This window comes from Pseudomonas sp. TMW22089 (assembly GCF_022496645.1).
GTDB classification, from domain to species: domain Bacteria; phylum Pseudomonadota; class Gammaproteobacteria; order Pseudomonadales; family Pseudomonadaceae; genus Aquipseudomonas; species Aquipseudomonas paraversuta.
This window is the reverse complement of the sequence record NZ_SCFG01000010.1, coordinates 126,815-145,487: the sequence shown is the minus strand read 5'-3', so window position 1 is coordinate 145,487 and position 18,673 is coordinate 126,815. Positions and strand designations below refer to the sequence as shown.

The following is an 18,673-nucleotide window of genomic DNA, read 5'->3' as shown; positions in this document are numbered from 1 at the left end:
CCTGTAGCTGTACTTCGAGGTCAACCATGCTCACCACCCTGGCTGTGGCCAACTACCGCTCCATCAACCAATTGGTGGTGCCCCTGGCCAGACTTAATCTGATTACCGGCCCCAATGGAAGTGGCAAATCGAATCTTTACCGTGCCCTGCGTTTATTGGCCGAAACCGCCCAGGGCGGGGTGATCAACGCGGTAGCCCGTGAAGGAGGGCTGGAATCAACATTCTGGGCCGGACCGGAGGTGATTTCACGACGCATGAAGCTCGGCGAGGTGGATATCAGCAGAACCGTACTCAGTGGCGTAAAGCGCCTGCGTCTGGGCTTTGCTGCCGATGATTTCAGCTATGCAATTGCCTTGGGGTTGCCACCGAACGATGAGACTTCGTCGTTCAATCTCGATCCGCAAATCAAGCACGAGAGTATTTGGTCGGGACCGATTTATCGCAAGGCCAGCGAGCTGGTTGAACGTAAAGGTCCGGTGGTCCGGTCCCGTGATGGCCGCGCCTGGAAGGTGTTGGCGCAGCACACGCCGGCTTTCGACAGTCTGTTTGATCAGGTCGGCAGTATGGATGCTTCGCCGGAAGTCTTGCAGTTGCGTGAGTCCATTCGCGGCTGGCGTTTTTATGACCACTTTCGCACCGACCCCGATGCCCCCGTTCGCCAGCCGCAGCTTGGCACCCGCACCCCGGTCTTGCATCACGACGGGCGCGACCTGGCAGCCGCGTTGCAAACCATTATTGAGATCGGCGACCCCCAAGCGTTACACACGGCAATCAGCGATGCCTTTCCCGGTGCGCGGCTGGAGATCCAGTTTGTTTCCGGCGGGCGCTTTGCCCTGGAGTTCTATCAGGAGGGGCTGCTGCGTCCATTGTCGGTGGCTGAACTGTCAGATGGCACCTTGCGCTACCTGCTGCTGATCGCAGCCCTGCTCACCCCTCGCCCACCCACCATGATGGTGCTGAACGAACCCGAGACCAGCCTGCATCCCGATCTGCTGCCGGCCCTGGCGCGGTTGATCATTCGTGCTTCGCAACAATCGCAAGTCTGGGTGGTGTCCCACGCCCGGCGTCTGATCGCGGCGCTGCAGCAAGATCTTGAGTGCAACTGCATCGTGCTGGAAAAAAACTTCGGCCAGACCGAGATCGTTGGCCAGCGCCTGCTGGATCAGCCCGCCTGGTACTGGGCGGACAAATAAAAACGCCGACGCTTTAAAAGCCGTCGGCGTTTTCACAAGGGCGGGCGCTGTTTAGAACGCAGGGACTACCGCACCTTTGTATTTCTGTTCAATGAAGGCTTTGACTTCAGGGCTGGTCAGGGCCTTGGCCAGCTTCTGGATTGCGTCGCTGTCCTTGTTGTCAGGACGGGCCACCAGGAAGTTCACGTATGGCGAATCGGCGCCTTCAATGATCAGCGCGTCGGTGGCCGGGTTCAGGCCCGCTTCCAGCGCGTAGTTGGTGTTGATCATGTCCAGGTCAACCTGATCCAGCACCCGTGGCAGCAGCGCGGACTCAAGTTCCTTGAACTTGAAGTTGTGCGGGTTCTTGGCGATGTCTTTCGGTGTGGAGACAGCATTGGTCGGGTCTTTGAGCTCGATCAGACCGGCCTTTTGCAGCAGGATCAACGCACGGCCACTGTTGCTGCCTTCGTTCGGGATGGCGATGGTCGCGCCGTCTTTCAACTCAGACAGGTTTTTGACTTTTTTCGAGTAGCCACCGAAGGGTTCAACGTGAACGCCGATCACGGTCACCAGATTGGTGCCTTTGCCTTTGTTGAAGCTTTCGAGGTACGGCAGGGTCTGGAAGTAGTTGGCATCCAGGTGCTTCTCGGCCACTTGTACGTTGGGCTGCACATAATCGGTGAACACTTTGACTTCCAGATCCACGCCTTCTTTGGCGAGGGTCGGTTTGATCAGCTCAAGGATTTCGGCGTGGGGTACCGGGGTCGCAGCGACCACCAGTTTCTCGCCAGCCTGTGCCAGGCCTGCAGTCAAAGCAGCCGCCAATGCGGTAAACAACAGAACCTTTTTCATGCAATGCCCTTAAGTGTGTGACCGTTCGGATGACGGTTTTATTGGAAGACGAAACGAACAATACCGAGATTCTTTATTCCCGAACAATAATATTTATTCAGCTTCTTATGCCATTTTGTTCACTTGCGATTTTCGTCGCAACCGTGGGAGCCGGCTTGCCAGCGATGCCATCCCTGGCTCGCCAGCTTCCACAGTGATGCTCAGGTCAACAGGTTTTTCAGTGCCGCCAGCTCCTGCGCCGTTGCGCCTTTGATGAACAGCTCAATCTGGCTCAGGGTGTCGGGCAGGTTCAGATGCTCGGGCTGGATCTCTTCGCCGGTACTGACCAGCAGCGCAAAGTGGATCACGTTCTCCAGCTCCCGTGTGTTGCCCGGCCAGCTGTGACGTTCCAGGACGCGCTGGGCACTGGTGCTGATAAAGGGCACTGGCAGGTTCAGGCGCTGGCTATAAATGCCCAGAAAGTATTCCGCCAGCGACAAGATATCCCCGGGCCGTTCGCGCAAGGCCGGCAAGTCCAGGCGGCCTTCGCTGAGGTAGTGATACAGCCGTTCGTGGAACTTGCCGGCACTCACTGCCTGCGCCAGATCAATGCTGGTGGCCGCGACCAGGCGCACGTCTACCGGGCTCGGCTGATGGGCGCCCACGCGGGTGACTTCGTGGGTTTCCAGGGCGGCCAGCAGCTTGACCTGAATTGCCAGCGGCAAATCGCCGATTTCGTCCAGATACAACGTGCCGCCATTGGCCGAGCCGAACCATCCGGCACGGCTGCTGGCCGAACTGTTGTGTGCACCCGGGGCGTAGCCGAACAACTCTGCGTCGGCATAGGTGGGGCTGATCGCACCGCAGTTCACCGATACGAACAGGCCGGGGCGATCACTGCCACGGTGGATGTGGCGGGCGAGTAACTCCTTGCCGCTGCCGGTCTCGCCGCGAATCAGTACCGGCAACGCGCGTGGTGCCAGCTGTTCAAGGTCGTTGCGTAGCTGGCGCGAGCGCGGATCAACGAATACCAGCGCTTTGGCGCGAATACTCAACGGGCTTTTTTCAGCGTCGGGAAAGGTCAGCAATGGCTGACCGAAGGTTTCATGCAGGCTCATGGCTGGCTCCCGCCCGCCGCCGATGGGTGGGCGCGGGCGTTACAAAAAATTCATGCGCGGCGCAGGGCGCCTTGCTCGATGCGGGTTTGCAGGCGGTACAAAAAGGCGAACCCTTGTTCCCAGCGCTGGTGACCGGATTTGACGTTGATATGTCCGGCGCCGCTGATGATCCCGATCTTGGCACCCCACTGGCGGGCAAACTCCATGGCCCGTGGCGCACTGACCGCGGAGTCGTTATCGGAGCTGACAATCTGGCTCGGGAACGGCAACGGTTGCCGGGGAATCGGTGCAAAGTTTCGCAAGGCCGGGGCGCAGGCCGGGCGTTCGACATCGGCCGGGGCCACCAACAAGGCACCGCGTACCTGGCTCAGCAGGCTGGACGGCGCGCGCTCGGCCCAGTGCGCCACCGTGATGCACCCCAGGCTATGGGCAATCAGAATCACCGGGGTGCTGTCGGCGGCAATCGCTTCGGCCAGGGCTGCGATCCAGTCTTCACGCCGCGGCGTCAGCCAGTCGTCCTGCTCCACCCGGGTACTGTTCGGTAAGCTGTTTTGCCAGTGGGTTTGCCAATGATCGTCGGACGAACCTTGCCAGCCCGGCACTATCAAATAGCGTATCGATTCGTTGCCCATGGGTGTGCGTCTCCAGCGGTATGTGTGTTACCGAGTCAGTATAGGGACGGTTTTTAGATTCTCTAAGGAATAAGAAGCTATTTATTAATAACCAAAAAATCATTTTCGGCGCTGGGCTAAGCTCAGCACATCGTCCACTCCAAGAGCTGCCGCCATGAAAAGCCTGGTCGACCATCTAAGCCAATACGCCGCTTATCACCGTGACCCGCGCAATATCGTCAGCCATTTCATTGGTATCCCGCTGATCGTGGTGGCTGTTGCGGTGTTGTTGTCGCGCCCGCAATGGGCAGGGGTTTCTCCCGCGGTGCTGCTGACGCTGGGGGCGGCGGTGTTTTACTTGCGCCTGGAGCTGCGCCTGGGGCTGTTGATGACGCTGCTGTTGGGTCTTGCCGTATGGCTGGGGCACAGCCTGGCGGCGCTGAGTACAGGCGCGTGGCTGGGCTGGGGGGTTGGCTTGTTTGTTGTCGGCTGGGGGATTCAGTTCGTCGGGCATTACTACGAAGGGCGTAAACCGGCGTTTATCGATGACGTGACCGGGCTGATCGTGGGGCCGCTGTTTGTGGTGGTGGAGCTGGGCTTTTTGCTGGGCTGGCGCGGGGATTTAAAGCGCGAGATCGAGGCGCGGCAGGTTTGACTGTGTGGGAGCCCGCTTGCTGGCGATGGCTGCATCGCTGGCAAGCCAGCTCCCACAGCCTTTTGTCAGCCTTTGAATGCCTGATGCAGCTGGGCCAGCGTCTCAAAGTGGTATTTGGGGGCGAAGGAATTCAGCTCTTCAAAGCTGCCAAAACCATAGCCCACGGCTGCCGCGTCCATGCCGTTGTCCCGGGCACCGATCAGGTCATGCTTGCGGTCGCCGATCATCAGGGTCTGGGTCGGGTCCAGCCCTTGCTCCTGCATCAAATGGGCAATCAGCTCGACCTTGTTGGTGCGGGTGCCGTCCAGTTCGCTGCCGTAGATCACTTTGAAGTGTTTGGCGAAATCAAAATGCCGGGCGATTTCCCGCGCGTAGACGTGGGGTTTGGACGTCGCGATAAACAGCTGGCGGCCCTGCCCTTGCAGCTCTTCAAGCAGTTGCTGGACGCCGTCGAAGACGTGGTTTTCATACAGGCCGGTGACCGCAAAACGCTCGCGATAGAAGCCCATCGCTTCCCACGCCCGAGCCTCGTCAAAGCCATAGGTGGCCATGAACTGTTGCAGCAGGGGCGGGCCGATGAAGTGTTCGAGTTTGCTCAGGTCGGGCTCATCAATGCCCATTTTGCCCAGGCCAAACTGGATCGAACGGGTGATGCCTTCACGCGGGTCGGTCAGGGTGCCGTCGAGGTCGAACAAAACGTTTTGGTAATGCATGCAGGGCTCCAGAATGGTGAGCTTAAACCGGCTGGTCGTAGCCTTCGGCCAGGTGCTGGTCTTTGAGTTTTACGTAGTTGCCGGCGCTGTAAGTGAAGAAGGCCTGTTCTTTTTCGGTCAGTTCGCGCACTTGCCTGACCGGGCTGCCGACATACAGAAAGCCGCTGGCCAGACGTTTGCCCGGGGGAACCAGGCTGCCGGCACCGACTATTACCTGGTCTTCGATGATGGCGCCGTCCATGACGATGCTGCCCATGCCGATCAGGATACGGCTGCCCACGGTACAGCCATGCAGCATGACTTTGTGCGCGATGGTCACGTCATCGCCGATCAACAGCGGGAAACCGTCCGGATTAAAGGGCCCGGCGTGGGTGATGTGGAGCACGCAGCCGTCCTGCACGCTGGTGCGCGCGCCGATGCGGATGCGGTGCATGTCGCCGCGGATGACGGTCAGCGGCCAGACAGAGCTGTCGGCGCCGATCTCGACATCGCCGATCACCACCGCCGAGCGATCGACAAAGGCGCGCTCGCCCAGGGTCGGTGTGTGCTGCTGGAACGGACGAATGGACACAAATTGCTTCCTTCTTTAGCAGTGATAGGGCGTAGCAGTGCTGCGGTCTGCAGCGATTGTAATTAAGATGGCCCAATGTTTCTTCAAGCCAAGGTGCCTAACGTGAGCGAGAACAACCCTCTTTTGCAGCCCTACGACCTGCCGCCGTTCTCGGCGATCCGTCCTGAGCACGTACAGCCGGCCATCGAGCAGATCCTCGCCGACAACCGCGCCGGCATTCAAAAAATCCTCGCCGACCAGGGTCAGAAGCCGACATGGGCCGGCCTGGTATTGGCGATGGATGAGTTGAACGACAGACTGGGCGCCGCCTGGAGCCCGGTCAGCCACCTGAATGCGGTGTGCAACAGCGCCGAGCTGCGCGAAGCCTACGAGGCCTGCTTGCCTGCATTGAGCGCCTATTCGACCGAGATGGGCCAGAACCGCGAACTGTTCCAGGCCTTCGAAGCCCTGGCCCACAGCCCGCAAGTAGCGGACTTCGACCAGGCACAAAAAACCATTCTCGAGCATTCGCTGCGTGACTTCCGCCTGTCGGGTATCGATCTGCCGCCAGCCGAGCAAAAGCGCTACGCCGAGGTGCAGAGCAAGCTGTCGGAGCTGGGCAGCAAGTTTTCCAACCAGCTGCTGGACGCGACCCAGGCCTGGACCAAGCACATCACCGACGAAGCTGCGCTGGCGGGCCTGACAGAGTCGGCCAAGGCGCAAATGGCGGCAGCCGCCCAGGCCAAAGGCCTCGACGGCTGGCTGATCAGCCTGGAATTCCCGAGCTACTTCCCGGTCATGACCTACGCCGAAGATCGCGCCCTGCGTGAAGAAGTCTATGCCGCGTACTGCACCCGCGCCTCGGACCAGGGCCCGAATGCGGGCAAGTTCGACAACGGCCCGGTGATGGAAGAAATCCTCGACCTGCGCCAGGAACTGGCCCGGCTCCTGGGTTTTGCCAGCTTTGCCGAGCTGAGCCTGGCCACCAAAATGGCTGAAACCCCGGATCAGGTGCTGACCTTCCTGCGGGATCTGGCCAAGCGCAGCAAGCCATTTGCCGTCCGCGATCTGCAGCAGTTGCAGGCCTATGCTGCCGAGCAGGGTTGCCCGGAGCTGAAAAGCTGGGACAGCGGGTTCTTTGGCGAAAAGTTGCGCGAACAGCGTTACAGCGTGTCCCAGGAAGCACTGCGGGTTTACTTCCCGATCGACAAGGTACTGGGCGGCCTGTTTGCCATTGTGCAGAAGTTGTACGGCATCGAAATCGCTGAAATCAAGGGCTTTGATACCTGGCACCCGGACGTTCGACTGTTCGAAATCAAGGAAAACGGCCAGCACATCGGGCGTTTCTTCTTTGACCTCTATGCCCGCGCCAACAAGCGTGGCGGTGCATGGATGGACGGCGCTCGTGATCGCCGTCGCACAGCTGCCGGCACCCTGCAAAACCCGGTGGCCAACCTGGTGTGCAACTTCACGCCGGCGGTTGCGGGCAAGCCTGCGTTGCTGACCCACGATGAAGTCACCACGTTGTTCCACGAATTTGGTCACGGCCTGCACCACATGCTGACCGAGATCGAGCACGCGGGCGTGTCCGGTATCAACGGCGTGGCCTGGGATGCGGTCGAGTTGCCGAGCCAGTTCATGGAGAACTGGTGCTGGGAACCTGAAGGCCTGGCGCTGATTTCCGGTCACTACGAAACCGGCGAAGCCCTGCCCAAAGACCTGCTGGACAAGATGCTCGCGGCCAAGAACTTCCAGTCCGGGCTGATGATGGTTCGCCAGCTGGAATTCTCGCTGTTCGACTTCGAATTGCACGCCACCCATGGTGACGGGCGCAGCGTGGCGCAGGTGCTGGACGGTATCCGCGACGAAGTGTCGGTCATGCGTCCGCCGGCCTACAACCGCTTCCCCAACAGCTTTGCGCATATCTTTGCCGGCGGTTACGCGGCGGGTTATTACAGCTACAAATGGGCTGAAGTGCTGTCGGCGGATGCTTTCTCGCGCTTTGAAGAAGAAGGCGTGTTCAACCCGCAAACCGGCAAGGCTTTCCGTCAGGCGATTCTGGCCCGGGGCGGTTCGCTGGCACCGATGGAGTTGTTCAAGGACTTCCGTGGTCGTGAGCCTTCGATCGACGCGTTATTGCGTCACAGCGGTCTGACCGAGGACGCGGCAGCATGAGTGACACACCGGTGAACGTGACCAAAAAACGCTTTATCGCCGGGGCTGTCTGCCCGGCGTGCAGCGAGCCTGACAAGTTGATGATGTGGAACGAAGATGACGTACCGCACCGCGAATGCGTGGCCTGCGGTTATTCGGACACGTTGAATGAACAAGGCCTGTCGGTGCCCAAGGAATTGGGTACGCGGGTGAATGTTTCAGCCCTGAAAAAAGCCCCGGACCCCAAGGTCCAGGCCGTTCAGTTTTTTCCGAATCCGAAGCTGAAAAAACCGGAATAAAACACCCGCAGGAGCGAGCAAGCTCGCTCCTGCGACAGGTGTTGCTGTCAGCCCTTCTGCCATACCTTCGGCTTGAAGAACAACGTCTGGCCACGGGCCAGATCGGTCAGGCTGTCGTGGTCCTTGACCACTTCAACTTCGATCAGCTCGCTTTGCCCTTCAACTTTCAACGTCACCCGGGTGGTCGCACCCAACGGGCGGATGTCGCGTACCTCGGCACCATGGTGGTCTTCGAGTTCATGCCGCGACAGCGACACTTCGTGCGGGCGGAACAGCAGGTGCTGGTCTTCACCGACATGCAGGCGGTTGGAGTCGCCCAGAAAGTGGTACACGAAATCGCTGGCCGGGTTTTCGTAGACTTCGCCCGGTGAGCCGATCTGCTCGATAACACCCTTGTTCATGACCACGATGCGGTCGGCGACTTCCATCGCTTCTTCCTGGTCGTGGGTCACGAATACCGAGGTCAGGTTGATGTCTTCGTGCAGGCGCGCCAACCAGCGGCGCAGCTCTTTACGGACCTTGGCATCAAGCGCGCCGAACGGTTCGTCCAGCAACAGCACCTTGGGCTCTACGGCCAGGGCGCGGGCCAGGGCGATACGCTGGCGCTGACCACCGGACAATTGCTCCGGGTAACGATCCGACAACCAGTCCAGTTGCACCATGTTCAGCAGTTCATGAACTTTTTCGGCGATGCGGGTTTCACTCGGGCGCTCTTTTTTCGGCTTCATGCGCAGGCCGAAGGCGACGTTGTCGAACACCGTCATGTGGCGGAACAGGGCGTAATGCTGGAACACGAAACCGACGTTGCGATCGCGTACATCGTGGCCCGAGACGTCTTCACCGTGGAACACGATGTTGCCTTCGTCCGGAGTTTCCAGGCCTGCGATGATGCGCAGCAAGGTGGTTTTGCCACAGCCGGACGGGCCGAGCAGGGCCACCAGTTCGCCGCTGTGAATGTCCAGGTTGATACTGTTCAGGGCCTTGAAGGCATTGAAGTTCTTGCTGACGTTACGGACTTCGATCGACATGGTTTATTCCTCCGCGGCGCTGGCGCGCAGGCGGTTAATACGGGATTCGCTCCACTGCTTGAGCAGCAGGATGAAGAGCGCCAGGATCAGCAACAGGGTGGCCACAGCGAAGGCGGCAACGTGGTTGTACTCGTTGTAGAGGATCTCGACGTGCAGCGGCAGGGTGTTGGTCACCCCGCGAATGTGCCCGGAAACCACCGACACCGCGCCAAATTCGCCCATCGCCCGTGCAGTACACAGCACCACACCGTAGATCAGGCCCCATTTGATATTGGGCACCGTGACGTGCCAGAACATCTGCCAGCCATTGGCGCCCAGCAGGCGTGCGGCTTCTTCTTCCTGCGTGCCCTGCTCCTGCATCAGCGGGATCAGCTCACGGGCGACGAAGGGCACGGTGACGAAGATGGTTGCCAGCACAATACCCGGCAGCGCGAACACGATCTGGATGTCGTGGTCCTGCAGCCATGGGCCCAGGAAGCCCTGGGCGCCGAACATCAGCACGTAGACCAGACCGGCGATGACCGGCGATACCGAGAACGGCAGGTCGATCAGGGTGACCAGGATGCTTTTGCCGCGGAAGCTGTATTTGCTCACGCACCAGGCTGCGCTGACGCCGAACACCACGTTCAGCGGTACCGAAATCACCACCGCAATGATGGTCAGCTTGAGTGCCGACAGGGCGTCGGGTTCGAGAATGGCGTCGAAGAACGTGCCGACGCCCATTTTCAAACCCTGGGACACCACGATCAGCAGTGGCAGCAACAGGAACAGGGTGAAAAACAGCCAGCCGAAGCCGATCAGCAGGCGCCGCGACAGCGGGCTGCCACGGCGGGCGGCGTTGGCTACGGTCGAGGCGCTCAGTGTTGAATTGGACATGGTCAGGCCTCCTTCACGGTTTTTCGATGCGCCGCTGAATCAAATTGATCACCAGCAGCAAAATGAAGGAAACCACCAGCATCATCACGCCAATGGCCGTGGCACCGGTGTAGTCGTATTGGTCCAGCTTGACCATGATCAGCAGCGGCAAAATTTCAGTTTTGAACGGCATGTTGCCGGCGATGAAAATTACCGAGCCGTACTCGCCGACGCCACGGGCAAAGGCCAGGGCAAAACCGGTCAACCAGGCCGGCAACAAGGCCGGTACCAGGATGTAGCGGAACACTTGCAGAGGCTTGGCCCCCAGGCAGGCGGCGGCTTCTTCGATTTCACGGGGGATATCGGCCAGCACCGGCTGCACGGTACGCACCACAAACGGCAAGGTGACGAAGGTCAGTGCCAGGGTGATACCCATCGGGGTGTAAGCGATTTTGAAGCCCAGGTCGGCAGCGAACTGGCCGATCCAGCCGTTGGGGGCATACAGCGCAGTCAGGGCAATACCCGCTACGGCAGTCGGCAGGGCAAATGGAAGGTCGATCATGGCATCGATGACCTTGCGCCCGGGGAAGGTGTAGCGCACCAGGATCCAGGCCAGCACAGTGCCGATTACACCGTTGATGATCGCGGCAAAGAAGGCCGTACCAAAGCTCAGCTGCAATGCAGCCAGCACTCTGGGGGCGCTGATGATGGCCCAGAACTGGTCCCAGGTCAGTTGGGCGGCATGTACAAACATCGCCGCCAGTGGAATAAGCACGATGAGGCTGAGGTACACCAAGGTGTAACCCAGCGTCAGCCCGAAGCCGGGTATGACGGGGGAGATACGACGCGACATAAAAGTCCTTGGTTAACGCACGAAGCCCGCAAACCGATTGCGGGCTTAATGTTCTAGCTTTCAGCGAGGCTAACGCCCCGCTCCCACAGGTTATTGCGCCTGGTAGATCTGGTCGAACACGCCACCGTCATTGAAAAATTTCGGTTGCGCAGTCTTCCAGCCGCCGAAGTCTTTGTCGATAGTCACCAGTTCCAGTTTCGGAAACTGCGCGGCGTATTTGGCAGCGACTTTTTCGTCACGGGGACGGTAGAAGTTCTTCGCTGCTATTTCCTGACCTGCCGGGCTGTACAGGTGCTCGAGGTACGCTTTGGCGATCTCGGCATTGCCTTTTTTGTCGGCGTTTTTGTCGACTACAGCTACTGGCGGTTCGGCCAGAATCGACAGTGAAGGTACGACGATGTCGAACTTGTCAGCGCCGCCATCTTCTTTCAGGGCCAGGAAAGCTTCGTTTTCCCACGCCAGCAGTACGTCGCCCTGACCGTTGTTGACGAAGGTAATGGTCGACCCACGTGCACCGGTATCCAGCACCGGTACGTGTTTGAACAATGTTTTCAGGTATTGCTTGGCTTTTTCCTCGTCGCCACCGTTGGCTTTAAGGCCATAGGCATAGGCTGCAAGGAAGTTCCAGCGTGCGCCGCCGCTGGTTTTAGGGTTCGGGGTAATCACCGACACCCCGTCTTTGGTCAAATCAGCCCAGTCCTTGATCCCTTTAGGGTTGCCCTTGCGCACCAGGAACACGATGGTCGAGGTGTAAGGGGTGCTGGCATCCGGCAGGCGGGTTTGCCAGTTTTCCGGCAGGGAGCCTTTATTCAGTTTGGCGATTTCGTCGATGTCACCGGCCAGGGCCAGGGTCACTACGTCGGCACGCAGGCCATCGATGACGCCGCGCGCCTGTTTGCCCGAGCCGCCATGGGATTGCTGGATTTTGACGTTATCGCCGGGATGGCTGGCTTTCCAGAAATTGGTGAATTCGGCGTTGTAATCCTGGTACAGCTCACGGGTCGGATCGTAGGAAACGTTGAGCAATTCGTAATCTTTGGCCACAGCGGAGCCAGCAAAAATGGCACTGGCCAGCGCGGCCAAAGCGTAACGGCGTAGGGACATAGGTGAGGCTCCAAAGCATGCGTTTTTAGTTTTTATAAGCGTACCCGGCTGAGTACGCGCTCAACGATTCAGCTGGTTTTCTGGGTGGAGTTCTGCAGCCGGAATTTCTCTTTACGTTCGATTTGAACCACCTGAGCGTTGTGCACGGTGATTTCCACAGCACCAAAGCGCAGGTCTCGAAGCGCGCTCTGGATTTCCCGCAGAATGGTGGCTTCGTCCTGACCGTCAACGCTACGCAGAGATGCGCTCATGGTGTGCTCCTGAAAGATGGAATGGCTGGCGTGGGGGCAATAGTAGTGAGGCGGGGATATTCTTAAAAATACTATTTAAGAATGCTTATATAACTGAAAACTCATTTCTCCCTGAATGCCCGGATAACGCTCGGCTGCAGGCGCGCGCTGGCGTGGCATAGGCACAAAGCTATTTGGTTGCAATGGCGGGCGGATGCCGATGCGAGCAAGATTGCGCCTGCAGAGATTCGATTTGATCGGGCGCAAATGACGACTGCGACTACACTCCCAGAGCCTCGCCTGCGCGTCGACGCGAGGCAGGTACGACACGCTGCTTTACAAAGGTGGGAACTATCACTGGACAGCCAGCGACAGTGCGATCACTTTAGAGCGGAAGTCGTCTTTTCCTGCATAGTCTGGAGTCTTTATGTCGTTTACCCCTGAGTTGGTTGCCGAACTGGAAGTCCTCGCACAATTTAGTCTGGACAGTTCCCAGGAGGGTTTGAAAGTCCATCAAAGCGCTGATAAAAAGCTGGTTGAAGCTGCCAAGCGCCTGTATGCAAAAGATCTGATCACTCAGCCGGATGGTGGTTACCTCACGAGCCTGGGACGTGATGCAGTTGAACATGTGCAAACCCTGTTGACGATTCTGACTACCAAGCCTTTTGTAGCCGTACCCCTGGCAGAACTTGCCTGACGCCACGCATCGCCCTCGGGATCTAAAAGAATCATGATTCCGCGGGCACACTTCCTGCCCCGCGTAAAAAATCTGACGTCAAAAACACAATCGTTCTAAGCCTTTCTTGTGGCTGGCTGTAAACTCCCGTTCTGTAGCTCCCTACTCTTTCTTACCTGGCGAGCCGGTTTGAGTGTGAAATGACACCCCACCCTGAAATGCATTGCGCCTTCCATGAGGGAGTTGACCGACCGATTCTCAATCAACTGCGTGGGCGCTTCCTGACGGTCAATCAAGGGCGTCTGGCCCGTGCAATGGAAGGCCTGGCACCACGTCAGCAGCGATTGCTGAACCTGCTGGCGCTGCTATTTCATGTGAACCACCCGTTATTGCCCGGCTATGTGTCGGACTGCACCCCGGCCGGGGTGTCAGGTTATGAACCCGATGCCGACACACTCGCCCTTGCGCAGCATCTTGTCTGCAACTTTTCCTACACGAGCTGTTCAGCCAGGCCGCAGTTGATTCATGGGCTTTTTTTGATGGGCAGTCTGGGGACGTTGGCCCAGACCGATCAAAGCGACATGGATGTGTGGCTTTGCCATGGTCCGGATTTGTCGCAAGTGGCGTTGCAGGCATTGCGCAATAAATGCCATCGCCTGGAGCAGTGGGCGGCGAGCCAGGGCTGTGAAGCCCACTTCTATCTGATCGACGCGCAACGCTTTGCGCGGGGCGAACGTGAGGTTCAGCCGTGTTCGGGCAATGGCAGCACAACGCAGCACAATTTGTTGCTCGATGAGTTTTATCGCACCGCCATCTGGCTCGCGGGGCGCATACCGCTGTGGTGGTGGGTGCCGGTCAATGCAGAAGTCCGGTATGACGAGTTCACCCGTAATTTGTTGAGCAAAGGCCTTATCGGATCCGGTGAGGTGATTGATCTGGGGCATCTGGCGCACATTCCGCCAGGCGAGTTCCTGGGCGCCGGGCTGTGGCAATTGTTCAAGGGCATAGAGTCGCCCTACAAGTCGGTGCTCAAGCTGTTACTGATTGAGGTCTATGCCAGCGAGCACCCGCAGGTGCACTGCCTGAGCCTGAGTTTCAAGCAGGCGGTATACGCCAACCAGTTGAATCTCGATGAGCTGGACCCTTACGTGGTGGTGTACCGGCGTATCGAGCGCTACCTGATTGCCCGTGGTGACCTGCGACGACTGGAACTGGTGCGCCGCAGCCTGTACCTGAAGGTTAATTGCAATCTGACCGGCAGCGCCGTACCGCGCGGGGTGCCGTGGCAGCGCCAGTTGCTTGAGCGCCTTACCCGGGAGTGGGGCTGGGGGGAGTGTCAGCTGGCTTCGCTCGACAATCGTTCGCAGTGGAAGGCTGAAGAGGCCTGCCACGAACGCCTGGCGCTGGCTCAAGAGCTGAGTGTCAGCTATCGGTTTTTGAGCCGGTTCGCCCTTGATGAGCAGGCTGGCGCGCTGCAAAGAAGCTGGGGTAGCGCCGCGAAGCCGAGCGCTACCGTCGTGACGTCGGGGGCTTAAGCGGTAAAGTCGGCGGGGGCTTTTGGCTGGTATTCAACTTCGAGCAGTTCCAGCTTGAGGGTTTTGCCGCCCGGCGCTGGCCAATTGATGTGCTGGCCTACTTGCAGACCCAGCAGTGCGCTGCCAACGGGCGCCAGAATCGAAATCTTGCCTTCGTCCGCATTGGCGTCCTTGGGGTAAACCAGGGTCAGGCGATAGTCCTTGCCACTGCTTTCTTCGCGGCAATGGACACGCGAGTTCATGGTCACAACGCCAGCAGGCACTTCTTCGTGGCCGACGATGGTTTCGGCGCGATCGAGTTCAGCTTGCAAAGCCTCAACGCCAGGAGTCGTTTCCGGCAGGCTGTCGATGAGTTGCTCAAGACGCTGAACGTCCAGACGGGTGAGGATGAGTGGGGTTGGGGTGCTCATGACCTGGCAGACTCCTTTTTTCTGCACAAAAAAGCAAAACCCCGCCGGAAAATGGCGGGGTTTTGACGAACCTCGTTAGTGCGAGGCGAACCCGGACACTACCACAGCAAAATAAATACACAAGCTGGTGACAGTGATCCGGGGTCAGTGGCCTGGCATGCGGCGTTGCCGGGCCTGTTCACAAATCACCCGACGCCGCTGGTCGTCTGCCGAGCGCCACTCGCGGATATCTTCAACGTGGCGAAAGCAGCCCAGACACACTTTGTGTTCATCCAGCCGGCAAGTGCTGATACATGGGGACGGCACTGCCGGACTGATATTGCTGTACAGGGGTTTAGCGGGTTTAGCAGGAGCAGTCACAATCAGATCTCTTCAAATTCCAGCTCGGCGCCTGCGTGTTCCTTGGTCAGCCGATGGACCATTTCGCTGAGCAACTCCTCGCTTTTATCGCACTTCCACGAACTGCGTTTTTCATCGTAGTCAAAGTGAAAACCGCCATTGGGAGCGGCAAGCCAGAGCTGAAGCACAGGTGCCTGGCGGCTGAAGATCAGCGCTTTGCCATTCTCAAACTTGACCGTCAGGATTCCGGCGGAATTTTCTACATCTACGTCCAGATTACAGTCGTCGAAGATGTCTTCCAGATTTTCCTGGGTGGCATCGACCAGATCGTGAAAACGGGCTTCAGTCAAACTCATGGTGGAACCTCGTAGTGTCTAGTCATGCTCGGAACTCGCAAGATACGGGCGCTCCAGGCCGATTGCAAACCCTAAGACAGCGTTCGGCCAACCACCACTGATTATCCAGACAGGTGCTCCTGTTCGAGCTGTCTGCTGCATAGGCAAGCTGGTAGGCGCTGGGTATACTCGGGCGCAATTAACGCTTTCCAAAGGATTTCGCCATGAAGCGCCTGATCTCTTCTATTGCTGCGCTCGTCGCGGTCGCCTGCCTTGTTTCTGCCTGTGGTCAAAAAGGTCCGCTGTATCTGCCCGATGACAGCCAAAACCCCGATGACCAAGCGAAATCGTCGCAATCGCAAGCGCATAAGCACCAATAAGGGAACACCATGGACGCTTTTAACTATCGGGACGGCGAGCTGTTCGCCGAAGGTGTCGCACTGACGGCCATTGCCGAGCGCTTTGGCACGCCGACGTACGTTTATTCCCGGGCGCACATCGAGGCGCAATACAACGCTTTTGCCAATGCGCTGGACGGCATGCCGCACCTGGTGTGTTTTGCGGTCAAGGCCAACTCCAACCTGGGCGTGCTCAATGTCCTGGCGCGTCTGGGCGCCGGTTTCGACATTGTGTCCCGTGGTGAGCTGGAGCGTGTGCTGGCCGCGGGCGGCTCGGCAGACAAAATCGTGTTTTCCGGTGTCGGCAAGACCCGCGACGACATGCGTCGCGCCCTGGAAGTGGGCGTGCACTGTTTCAACGTCGAGTCCACCGATGAGCTGGAGCGCCTGCAAGTGGTGGCCGCCGAGCTGGGTGTTCGCGCGCCGGTCTCGCTGCGGGTCAATCCGGACGTCGATGCGGGGACGCATCCGTACATCTCCACCGGCCTCAAGGAAAACAAGTTCGGCATCGCCATTGCCGATGCCGAGGATGTGTACATCCGCGCCGCCCAGTTGCCGAACCTGGAAGTGGTTGGCGTCGATTGCCATATCGGTTCGCAACTGACCACCCTCGAGCCTTTCATCGATGCCCTCGACCGCCTGCTGGGGCTGGTTGATCGCCTGGGCGATTGCGGCATCTATCTGCGTCATATCGACCTTGGCGGTGGCCTGGGTGTGCGTTACCGCGATGAAGAGCCGCCACTGGCCGGGGATTACATCAAGGCCGTGCGCGAGCGTCTCGACGGTCGTGATCTGGCGCTGGTATTTGAGCCGGGCCGTTTTATTGTGGCCAACGCGGGCGTACTGTTGACCCGGGTTGAGTATCTCAAGCACACCGAGCACAAAGATTTCGCCATCGTCGATGCGGCCATGAACGACCTGATTCGCCCGGCGCTGTATCAGGCCTGGATGGACGTGACTGCGGTTCGCCCGCGTGACACTCAGGCCCGTGCTTACGACATCGTGGGGCCGATCTGCGAAACCGGCGACTTCCTGGCAAAAGACCGCCAGTTGGCGCTGGCTGAAGGTGATTTGCTGGCTGTGCATTCGGCCGGTGCCTACGGCTTTGTCATGAGCTCGAACTACAACACCCGTGGTCGCGCCGCAGAAATTCTGGTGGATGGCGACCAGGCGTTTGAAGTTCGCCGCCGCGAGACCGTAGCTGAGTTGTTTGCCGGCGAAAGCCTGTTGCCGGAGTAATCCCATGTTGCTGCGTTTTACTAAAATGCACGGGCTGGGCAATGACTTCATGGTTCTCGACCTGGTCAGCCAGCACGCGCATATTTTGCCCAAGCATGCCAAGCAATGGGGTGATCGGCACACGGGCGTCGGTTTCGATCAGCTGTTGCTGGTCGAAGCGCCGAGCAATCCTGAGGTGGACTTCCGTTACCGGATCTTCAACTCCGACGGTTCCGAAGTTGAGCAGTGCGGTAACGGTGCACGCTGCTTCGCGCGCTTTGTGCTCGACAAGCGTTTGACCACCAAGCGCCAGTTCAAGGTCGAAACCAAAGGCGGCATTATCGAACTGAATGTGCGCAGCGACGGGCAAATCAGCGTCGACATGGGGCCGCCGCGACTGGTCCCCGAAGAGATCCCGTTCATTGCCGACGCCCAGGCGCTGAGCTATGAACTGGATGTCGACGGCCAGCGCGTTGAACTGGCAGCCGTCTCGATGGGCAACCCCCATGCGGTGTTGCGCGTTGACGATATCAACGCTGCGCCGGTGCATGAACTGGGGCCAAAAATTGAACATCACCCGCGCTTTCCGGCGCGGGTCAATGTCGGTTTTCTGCACGTTATAGATCGTCAGCGCGGGCAACTGCGGGTCTGGGAGCGTGGTGCCGGGGAAACCCAGGCCTGCGGTACCGGTGCCTGTGCCGCGGCAGTGGCGGCGATCAGCCAGGGCTGGATGGACTCGCCGTTGATTCTGGATTTGCCCGGTGGACGCCTGTCCATCGAGTGGGCAGGCCCGGGTCATTCGGTGATCATGACCGGCCCGGCGATGCGTGTTTACGAAGGACAAGTCCGTTTATGAGTGAGCGCTAACGATGACCGACAAGCCACAGTCTGCAGATCTCGAAATGCCTGCTGAAACCCCGGAGGCGGCGACGGTTGCGGCCTATCTGCAAGCTCACCCGGATTTCTTCAGCCAGCGTGAGGAGTTGCTCCTGTCGCTGCGGATTCCTCACCAGCGCGGCGATACGATTTCGCTGGTAGAACGACAGCTGGAACTGTTGCGTGGCCGTAATATCGAGATGCGTCATCGTTTGTCACAGTTGATGGACGTAGCCCGCGACAATGATCGGCTGTTCGAAAAAACCCGTCGCCTGAACCTTGCCTTGATGGACGCCACCAGCCTTGAAGAGCTGGTGATTGCCGTCGAAGACAGCCTGCGTCAGGACTTTCAGGTGCCGTTCGTCAGCCTGGTGCTGTTTGGTGACAATCCCATGCCGGTCGGTCGTTGGGTCAGCAGCGCCGATGCTCAGCGTGCCCTGGGTGGCTTGCTGACTGAAGGCAAGGCCGTCAGTGGCAGCTTGCGTGAGCATGAACTGGACTTTTTGTTCGGTGAAGAGCAGCGCAAAGAGATTGGTTCCACTGCGGTGGTGGCCCTCAATCATCTGGGGCTGCATGGTGTGCTGGCCCTTGCCAGCCGCGATCCGCAGCACTACAAAAGCTCGGTAGGCACGCTGTTCCTCGGTTATATCGCGCAAGTACTGGGCCGTGTATTGCCGCGCTTCACCAACGCCCTGCGCCCGGTACGTTAG

The 18,673-nt window shown here is 59.0% G+C and carries 22 protein-coding genes and 1 pseudogene; 10 read left to right on the top strand and 13 right to left on the bottom strand.

The features are described 5' to 3' along the window. Positions 1 to 26: 26 nt before the first annotated feature. Positions 27 to 1,193 carry an AAA family ATPase gene (locus EQV90_RS12425; RefSeq protein WP_240878157.1) on the top strand — a complete coding sequence of 389 codons (1,167 nt, stop codon included), beginning with the start codon at positions 27 to 29 and terminating at the stop codon, positions 1,191 to 1,193. A 51-nt stretch (positions 1,194 to 1,244) separates the two neighbouring features. On the opposite strand, the gene EQV90_RS12420 is transcribed toward EQV90_RS12425, so the two are convergent. The 3 genes from EQV90_RS12420 to EQV90_RS12410 all read right to left on the bottom strand — a co-directional run bounded on the left by EQV90_RS12420 (position 1,245) and on the right by EQV90_RS12410 (position 3,756). Continuing rightward, on the bottom strand, positions 1,245 to 2,027 hold the full coding sequence (locus EQV90_RS12420; RefSeq protein ID WP_003437927.1) for a MetQ/NlpA family ABC transporter substrate-binding protein: 783 nt from the start codon (positions 2,025 to 2,027) through the stop codon (positions 1,245 to 1,247). Between the two features lie 200 nt (positions 2,028 to 2,227). Beyond that, positions 2,228 to 3,124 (bottom strand): sigma 54-interacting transcriptional regulator, encoded by an 897-nt coding sequence (locus tag EQV90_RS12415; protein ID WP_127196624.1) that lies wholly within the window; start codon positions 3,122 to 3,124, stop codon positions 2,228 to 2,230. 50 nt (positions 3,125 to 3,174) lie between these two features. Then, positions 3,175 to 3,756 carry an alpha/beta hydrolase gene (locus tag EQV90_RS12410; protein ID WP_003437925.1) on the bottom strand — a complete coding sequence of 194 codons (582 nt, stop codon included), beginning with the start codon at positions 3,754 to 3,756 and terminating at the stop codon, positions 3,175 to 3,177. Positions 3,757 to 3,910: 154 nt separating this feature from the next. On the opposite strand from EQV90_RS12410, the gene EQV90_RS12405 reads away from it, so the two are divergent. Further along, positions 3,911 to 4,390, top strand: a complete 480-nt coding sequence (locus tag EQV90_RS12405; protein WP_240878155.1) for an Mpo1-like protein — start codon at positions 3,911 to 3,913, stop codon at positions 4,388 to 4,390. A gap of 65 nt (positions 4,391 to 4,455) precedes the next feature. On the opposite strand, the gene EQV90_RS12400 is transcribed toward EQV90_RS12405, so the two are convergent. Further along, positions 4,456 to 5,103, bottom strand: coding sequence for an HAD family hydrolase (locus tag EQV90_RS12400; protein WP_003437923.1), 648 nt, complete (start codon positions 5,101 to 5,103; stop codon positions 4,456 to 4,458). Between the two features lie 22 nt (positions 5,104 to 5,125). Then, entirely contained in the window at positions 5,126 to 5,674 is a 549-nt protein-coding gene (locus EQV90_RS12395) for a gamma carbonic anhydrase family protein (RefSeq protein ID WP_003437921.1), read from the bottom strand. 75 nt (positions 5,675 to 5,749) lie between these two features. Between EQV90_RS12395 and prlC the strand changes: the two genes are divergently transcribed. Together prlC and EQV90_RS12385 are read left to right on the top strand one after the other, a co-directional pair. After that, a complete protein-coding gene (gene prlC / locus EQV90_RS12390; RefSeq protein ID WP_165878373.1) occupies positions 5,750 to 7,828 on the top strand; it encodes an oligopeptidase A in 2,079 nt (692 codons plus the stop codon). After that, on the top strand, positions 7,825 to 8,106 hold the full coding sequence (locus EQV90_RS12385) for a YheV family putative zinc ribbon protein (protein WP_003437919.1): 282 nt from the start codon (positions 7,825 to 7,827) through the stop codon (positions 8,104 to 8,106). The genes prlC and EQV90_RS12385 overlap by 4 nt, the downstream gene beginning before the upstream one ends. A 47-nt stretch (positions 8,107 to 8,153) precedes the next feature. On the opposite strand, the gene EQV90_RS12380 is transcribed toward EQV90_RS12385, so the two are convergent. The 5 genes from EQV90_RS12380 to oscA form a co-directional block, all read right to left on the bottom strand. Further along, positions 8,154 to 9,134 carry a sulfate ABC transporter ATP-binding protein gene (locus EQV90_RS12380; RefSeq protein ID WP_003437918.1) on the bottom strand — a complete coding sequence of 327 codons (981 nt, stop codon included), beginning with the start codon at positions 9,132 to 9,134 and terminating at the stop codon, positions 8,154 to 8,156. 3 nt (positions 9,135 to 9,137) lie between these two features. Next, complete coding sequence (cysW, locus tag EQV90_RS12375; protein ID WP_003437917.1) at positions 9,138 to 10,010, bottom strand: sulfate ABC transporter permease subunit CysW; 873 nt, start codon at positions 10,008 to 10,010, stop codon at positions 9,138 to 9,140. A 13-nt stretch (positions 10,011 to 10,023) separates the two neighbouring features. After that, a complete protein-coding gene (cysT, locus tag EQV90_RS12370; protein ID WP_003437916.1) occupies positions 10,024 to 10,842 on the bottom strand; it encodes a sulfate ABC transporter permease subunit CysT in 819 nt (272 codons plus the stop codon). Positions 10,843 to 10,932: 90 nt separating this feature from the next. Further along, positions 10,933 to 11,946, bottom strand: coding sequence for a sulfate ABC transporter substrate-binding protein (locus tag EQV90_RS12365; protein ID WP_003437914.1), 1,014 nt, complete (start codon positions 11,944 to 11,946; stop codon positions 10,933 to 10,935). 68 nt (positions 11,947 to 12,014) lie between these two features. Next, a complete protein-coding gene (oscA, locus tag EQV90_RS12360) occupies positions 12,015 to 12,197 on the bottom strand; it encodes a sulfur starvation response protein OscA (RefSeq protein ID WP_003437913.1) in 183 nt (60 codons plus the stop codon). A gap of 406 nt (positions 12,198 to 12,603) precedes the next feature. On the opposite strand from oscA, the gene EQV90_RS12355 reads away from it, so the two are divergent. After that, a complete protein-coding gene (locus EQV90_RS12355; RefSeq protein ID WP_003437912.1) occupies positions 12,604 to 12,873 on the top strand; it encodes a TIGR02647 family protein in 270 nt (89 codons plus the stop codon). A 179-nt stretch (positions 12,874 to 13,052) separates the two neighbouring features. Next, positions 13,053 to 14,327 (top strand): annotated as a pseudogene (locus EQV90_RS12350) (class I adenylate cyclase); the annotation flags it as partial. Between the two features lie 56 nt (positions 14,328 to 14,383). Here the strand turns inward: EQV90_RS12350 and rnk are convergent. From rnk to cyaY, 3 genes are all read right to left on the bottom strand, one after another. Then, positions 14,384 to 14,797 (bottom strand): nucleoside diphosphate kinase regulator, encoded by a 414-nt coding sequence (gene rnk, locus EQV90_RS12345; RefSeq protein ID WP_003437910.1) that lies wholly within the window; start codon positions 14,795 to 14,797, stop codon positions 14,384 to 14,386. Between the two features lie 144 nt (positions 14,798 to 14,941). Next, entirely contained in the window at positions 14,942 to 15,163 is a 222-nt protein-coding gene (locus EQV90_RS12340; RefSeq protein WP_165439565.1) for a DUF1289 domain-containing protein, read from the bottom strand. Next, positions 15,160 to 15,492, bottom strand: a complete 333-nt coding sequence (gene cyaY / locus EQV90_RS12335) for an iron donor protein CyaY (protein WP_240878153.1) — start codon at positions 15,490 to 15,492, stop codon at positions 15,160 to 15,162. The genes EQV90_RS12340 and cyaY overlap by 4 nt, the downstream gene beginning before the upstream one ends. 203 nt (positions 15,493 to 15,695) lie before the next feature. Between cyaY and EQV90_RS12330 the strand changes: the two genes are divergently transcribed. Genes EQV90_RS12330 through EQV90_RS12315 form a run of 4 tightly spaced genes read left to right on the top strand, consistent with a single transcriptional unit; the run spans position 15,696 to position 18,673 of the window. After that, positions 15,696 to 15,851 carry a lipoprotein gene (locus EQV90_RS12330; protein WP_010656736.1) on the top strand — a complete coding sequence of 52 codons (156 nt, stop codon included), beginning with the start codon at positions 15,696 to 15,698 and terminating at the stop codon, positions 15,849 to 15,851. A gap of 9 nt (positions 15,852 to 15,860) precedes the next feature. After that, on the top strand, positions 15,861 to 17,108 hold the full coding sequence (gene lysA / locus EQV90_RS12325; protein WP_010656737.1) for a diaminopimelate decarboxylase: 1,248 nt from the start codon (positions 15,861 to 15,863) through the stop codon (positions 17,106 to 17,108). Between the two features lie 4 nt (positions 17,109 to 17,112). After that, the gene (dapF, locus tag EQV90_RS12320) at positions 17,113 to 17,943 is read left to right on the top strand and encodes a diaminopimelate epimerase (protein ID WP_003437904.1); all 831 of its coding nucleotides are present in this window, start codon (positions 17,113 to 17,115) and stop codon (positions 17,941 to 17,943) included. Positions 17,944 to 17,956: 13 nt separating this feature from the next. Beyond that, on the top strand, positions 17,957 to 18,673 hold the full coding sequence (locus EQV90_RS12315) for a DUF484 family protein (RefSeq protein ID WP_010656738.1): 717 nt from the start codon (positions 17,957 to 17,959) through the stop codon (positions 18,671 to 18,673).

Excerpts from the sequence above, each read along its gene's own strand:
- oscA (WP_003437913.1), bottom strand. The coding sequence starts at position 12,197 with ATGAGCGCATCTCTGCGTAGCGTTGACGGTCAGGACGAAGCCACCATT.
- EQV90_RS12420 (WP_003437927.1), bottom strand. The coding sequence starts at position 2,027 with ATGAAAAAGGTTCTGTTGTTTACCGCATTGGCGGCTGCTTTGACTGCA.
- EQV90_RS12410 (WP_003437925.1), bottom strand. The coding sequence starts at position 3,756 with ATGGGCAACGAATCGATACGCTATTTGATAGTGCCGGGCTGGCAAGGT.
- lysA (WP_010656737.1), top strand. The coding sequence starts at position 15,861 with ATGGACGCTTTTAACTATCGGGACGGCGAGCTGTTCGCCGAAGGTGTC.
- EQV90_RS12365 (WP_003437914.1), bottom strand. The coding sequence starts at position 11,946 with ATGTCCCTACGCCGTTACGCTTTGGCCGCGCTGGCCAGTGCCATTTTT.
- rnk (WP_003437910.1), bottom strand. The coding sequence starts at position 14,797 with ATGAGCACCCCAACCCCACTCATCCTCACCCGTCTGGACGTTCAGCGT.
- EQV90_RS12385 (WP_003437919.1), top strand. The coding sequence starts at position 7,825 with ATGAGTGACACACCGGTGAACGTGACCAAAAAACGCTTTATCGCCGGG.
- prlC (WP_165878373.1), top strand. The coding sequence starts at position 5,750 with ATGTTTCTTCAAGCCAAGGTGCCTAACGTGAGCGAGAACAACCCTCTT.
- EQV90_RS12405 (WP_240878155.1), top strand. The coding sequence starts at position 3,911 with ATGAAAAGCCTGGTCGACCATCTAAGCCAATACGCCGCTTATCACCGT.
- EQV90_RS12330 (WP_010656736.1), top strand. The coding sequence starts at position 15,696 with ATGAAGCGCCTGATCTCTTCTATTGCTGCGCTCGTCGCGGTCGCCTGC.
- EQV90_RS12355 (WP_003437912.1), top strand. The coding sequence starts at position 12,604 with ATGTCGTTTACCCCTGAGTTGGTTGCCGAACTGGAAGTCCTCGCACAA.
- EQV90_RS12315 (WP_010656738.1), top strand. The coding sequence starts at position 17,957 with ATGACCGACAAGCCACAGTCTGCAGATCTCGAAATGCCTGCTGAAACC.
- EQV90_RS12425 (WP_240878157.1), top strand. The coding sequence starts at position 27 with ATGCTCACCACCCTGGCTGTGGCCAACTACCGCTCCATCAACCAATTG.
- dapF (WP_003437904.1), top strand. The coding sequence starts at position 17,113 with ATGTTGCTGCGTTTTACTAAAATGCACGGGCTGGGCAATGACTTCATG.
- cyaY (WP_240878153.1), bottom strand. The coding sequence starts at position 15,492 with ATGAGTTTGACTGAAGCCCGTTTTCACGATCTGGTCGATGCCACCCAG.
- cysW (WP_003437917.1), bottom strand. The coding sequence starts at position 10,010 with ATGTCCAATTCAACACTGAGCGCCTCGACCGTAGCCAACGCCGCCCGC.
- cysT (WP_003437916.1), bottom strand. The coding sequence starts at position 10,842 with ATGTCGCGTCGTATCTCCCCCGTCATACCCGGCTTCGGGCTGACGCTG.
- EQV90_RS12415 (WP_127196624.1), bottom strand. The coding sequence starts at position 3,124 with ATGAGCCTGCATGAAACCTTCGGTCAGCCATTGCTGACCTTTCCCGAC.
- EQV90_RS12380 (WP_003437918.1), bottom strand. The coding sequence starts at position 9,134 with ATGTCGATCGAAGTCCGTAACGTCAGCAAGAACTTCAATGCCTTCAAG.
- EQV90_RS12400 (WP_003437923.1), bottom strand. The coding sequence starts at position 5,103 with ATGCATTACCAAAACGTTTTGTTCGACCTCGACGGCACCCTGACCGAC.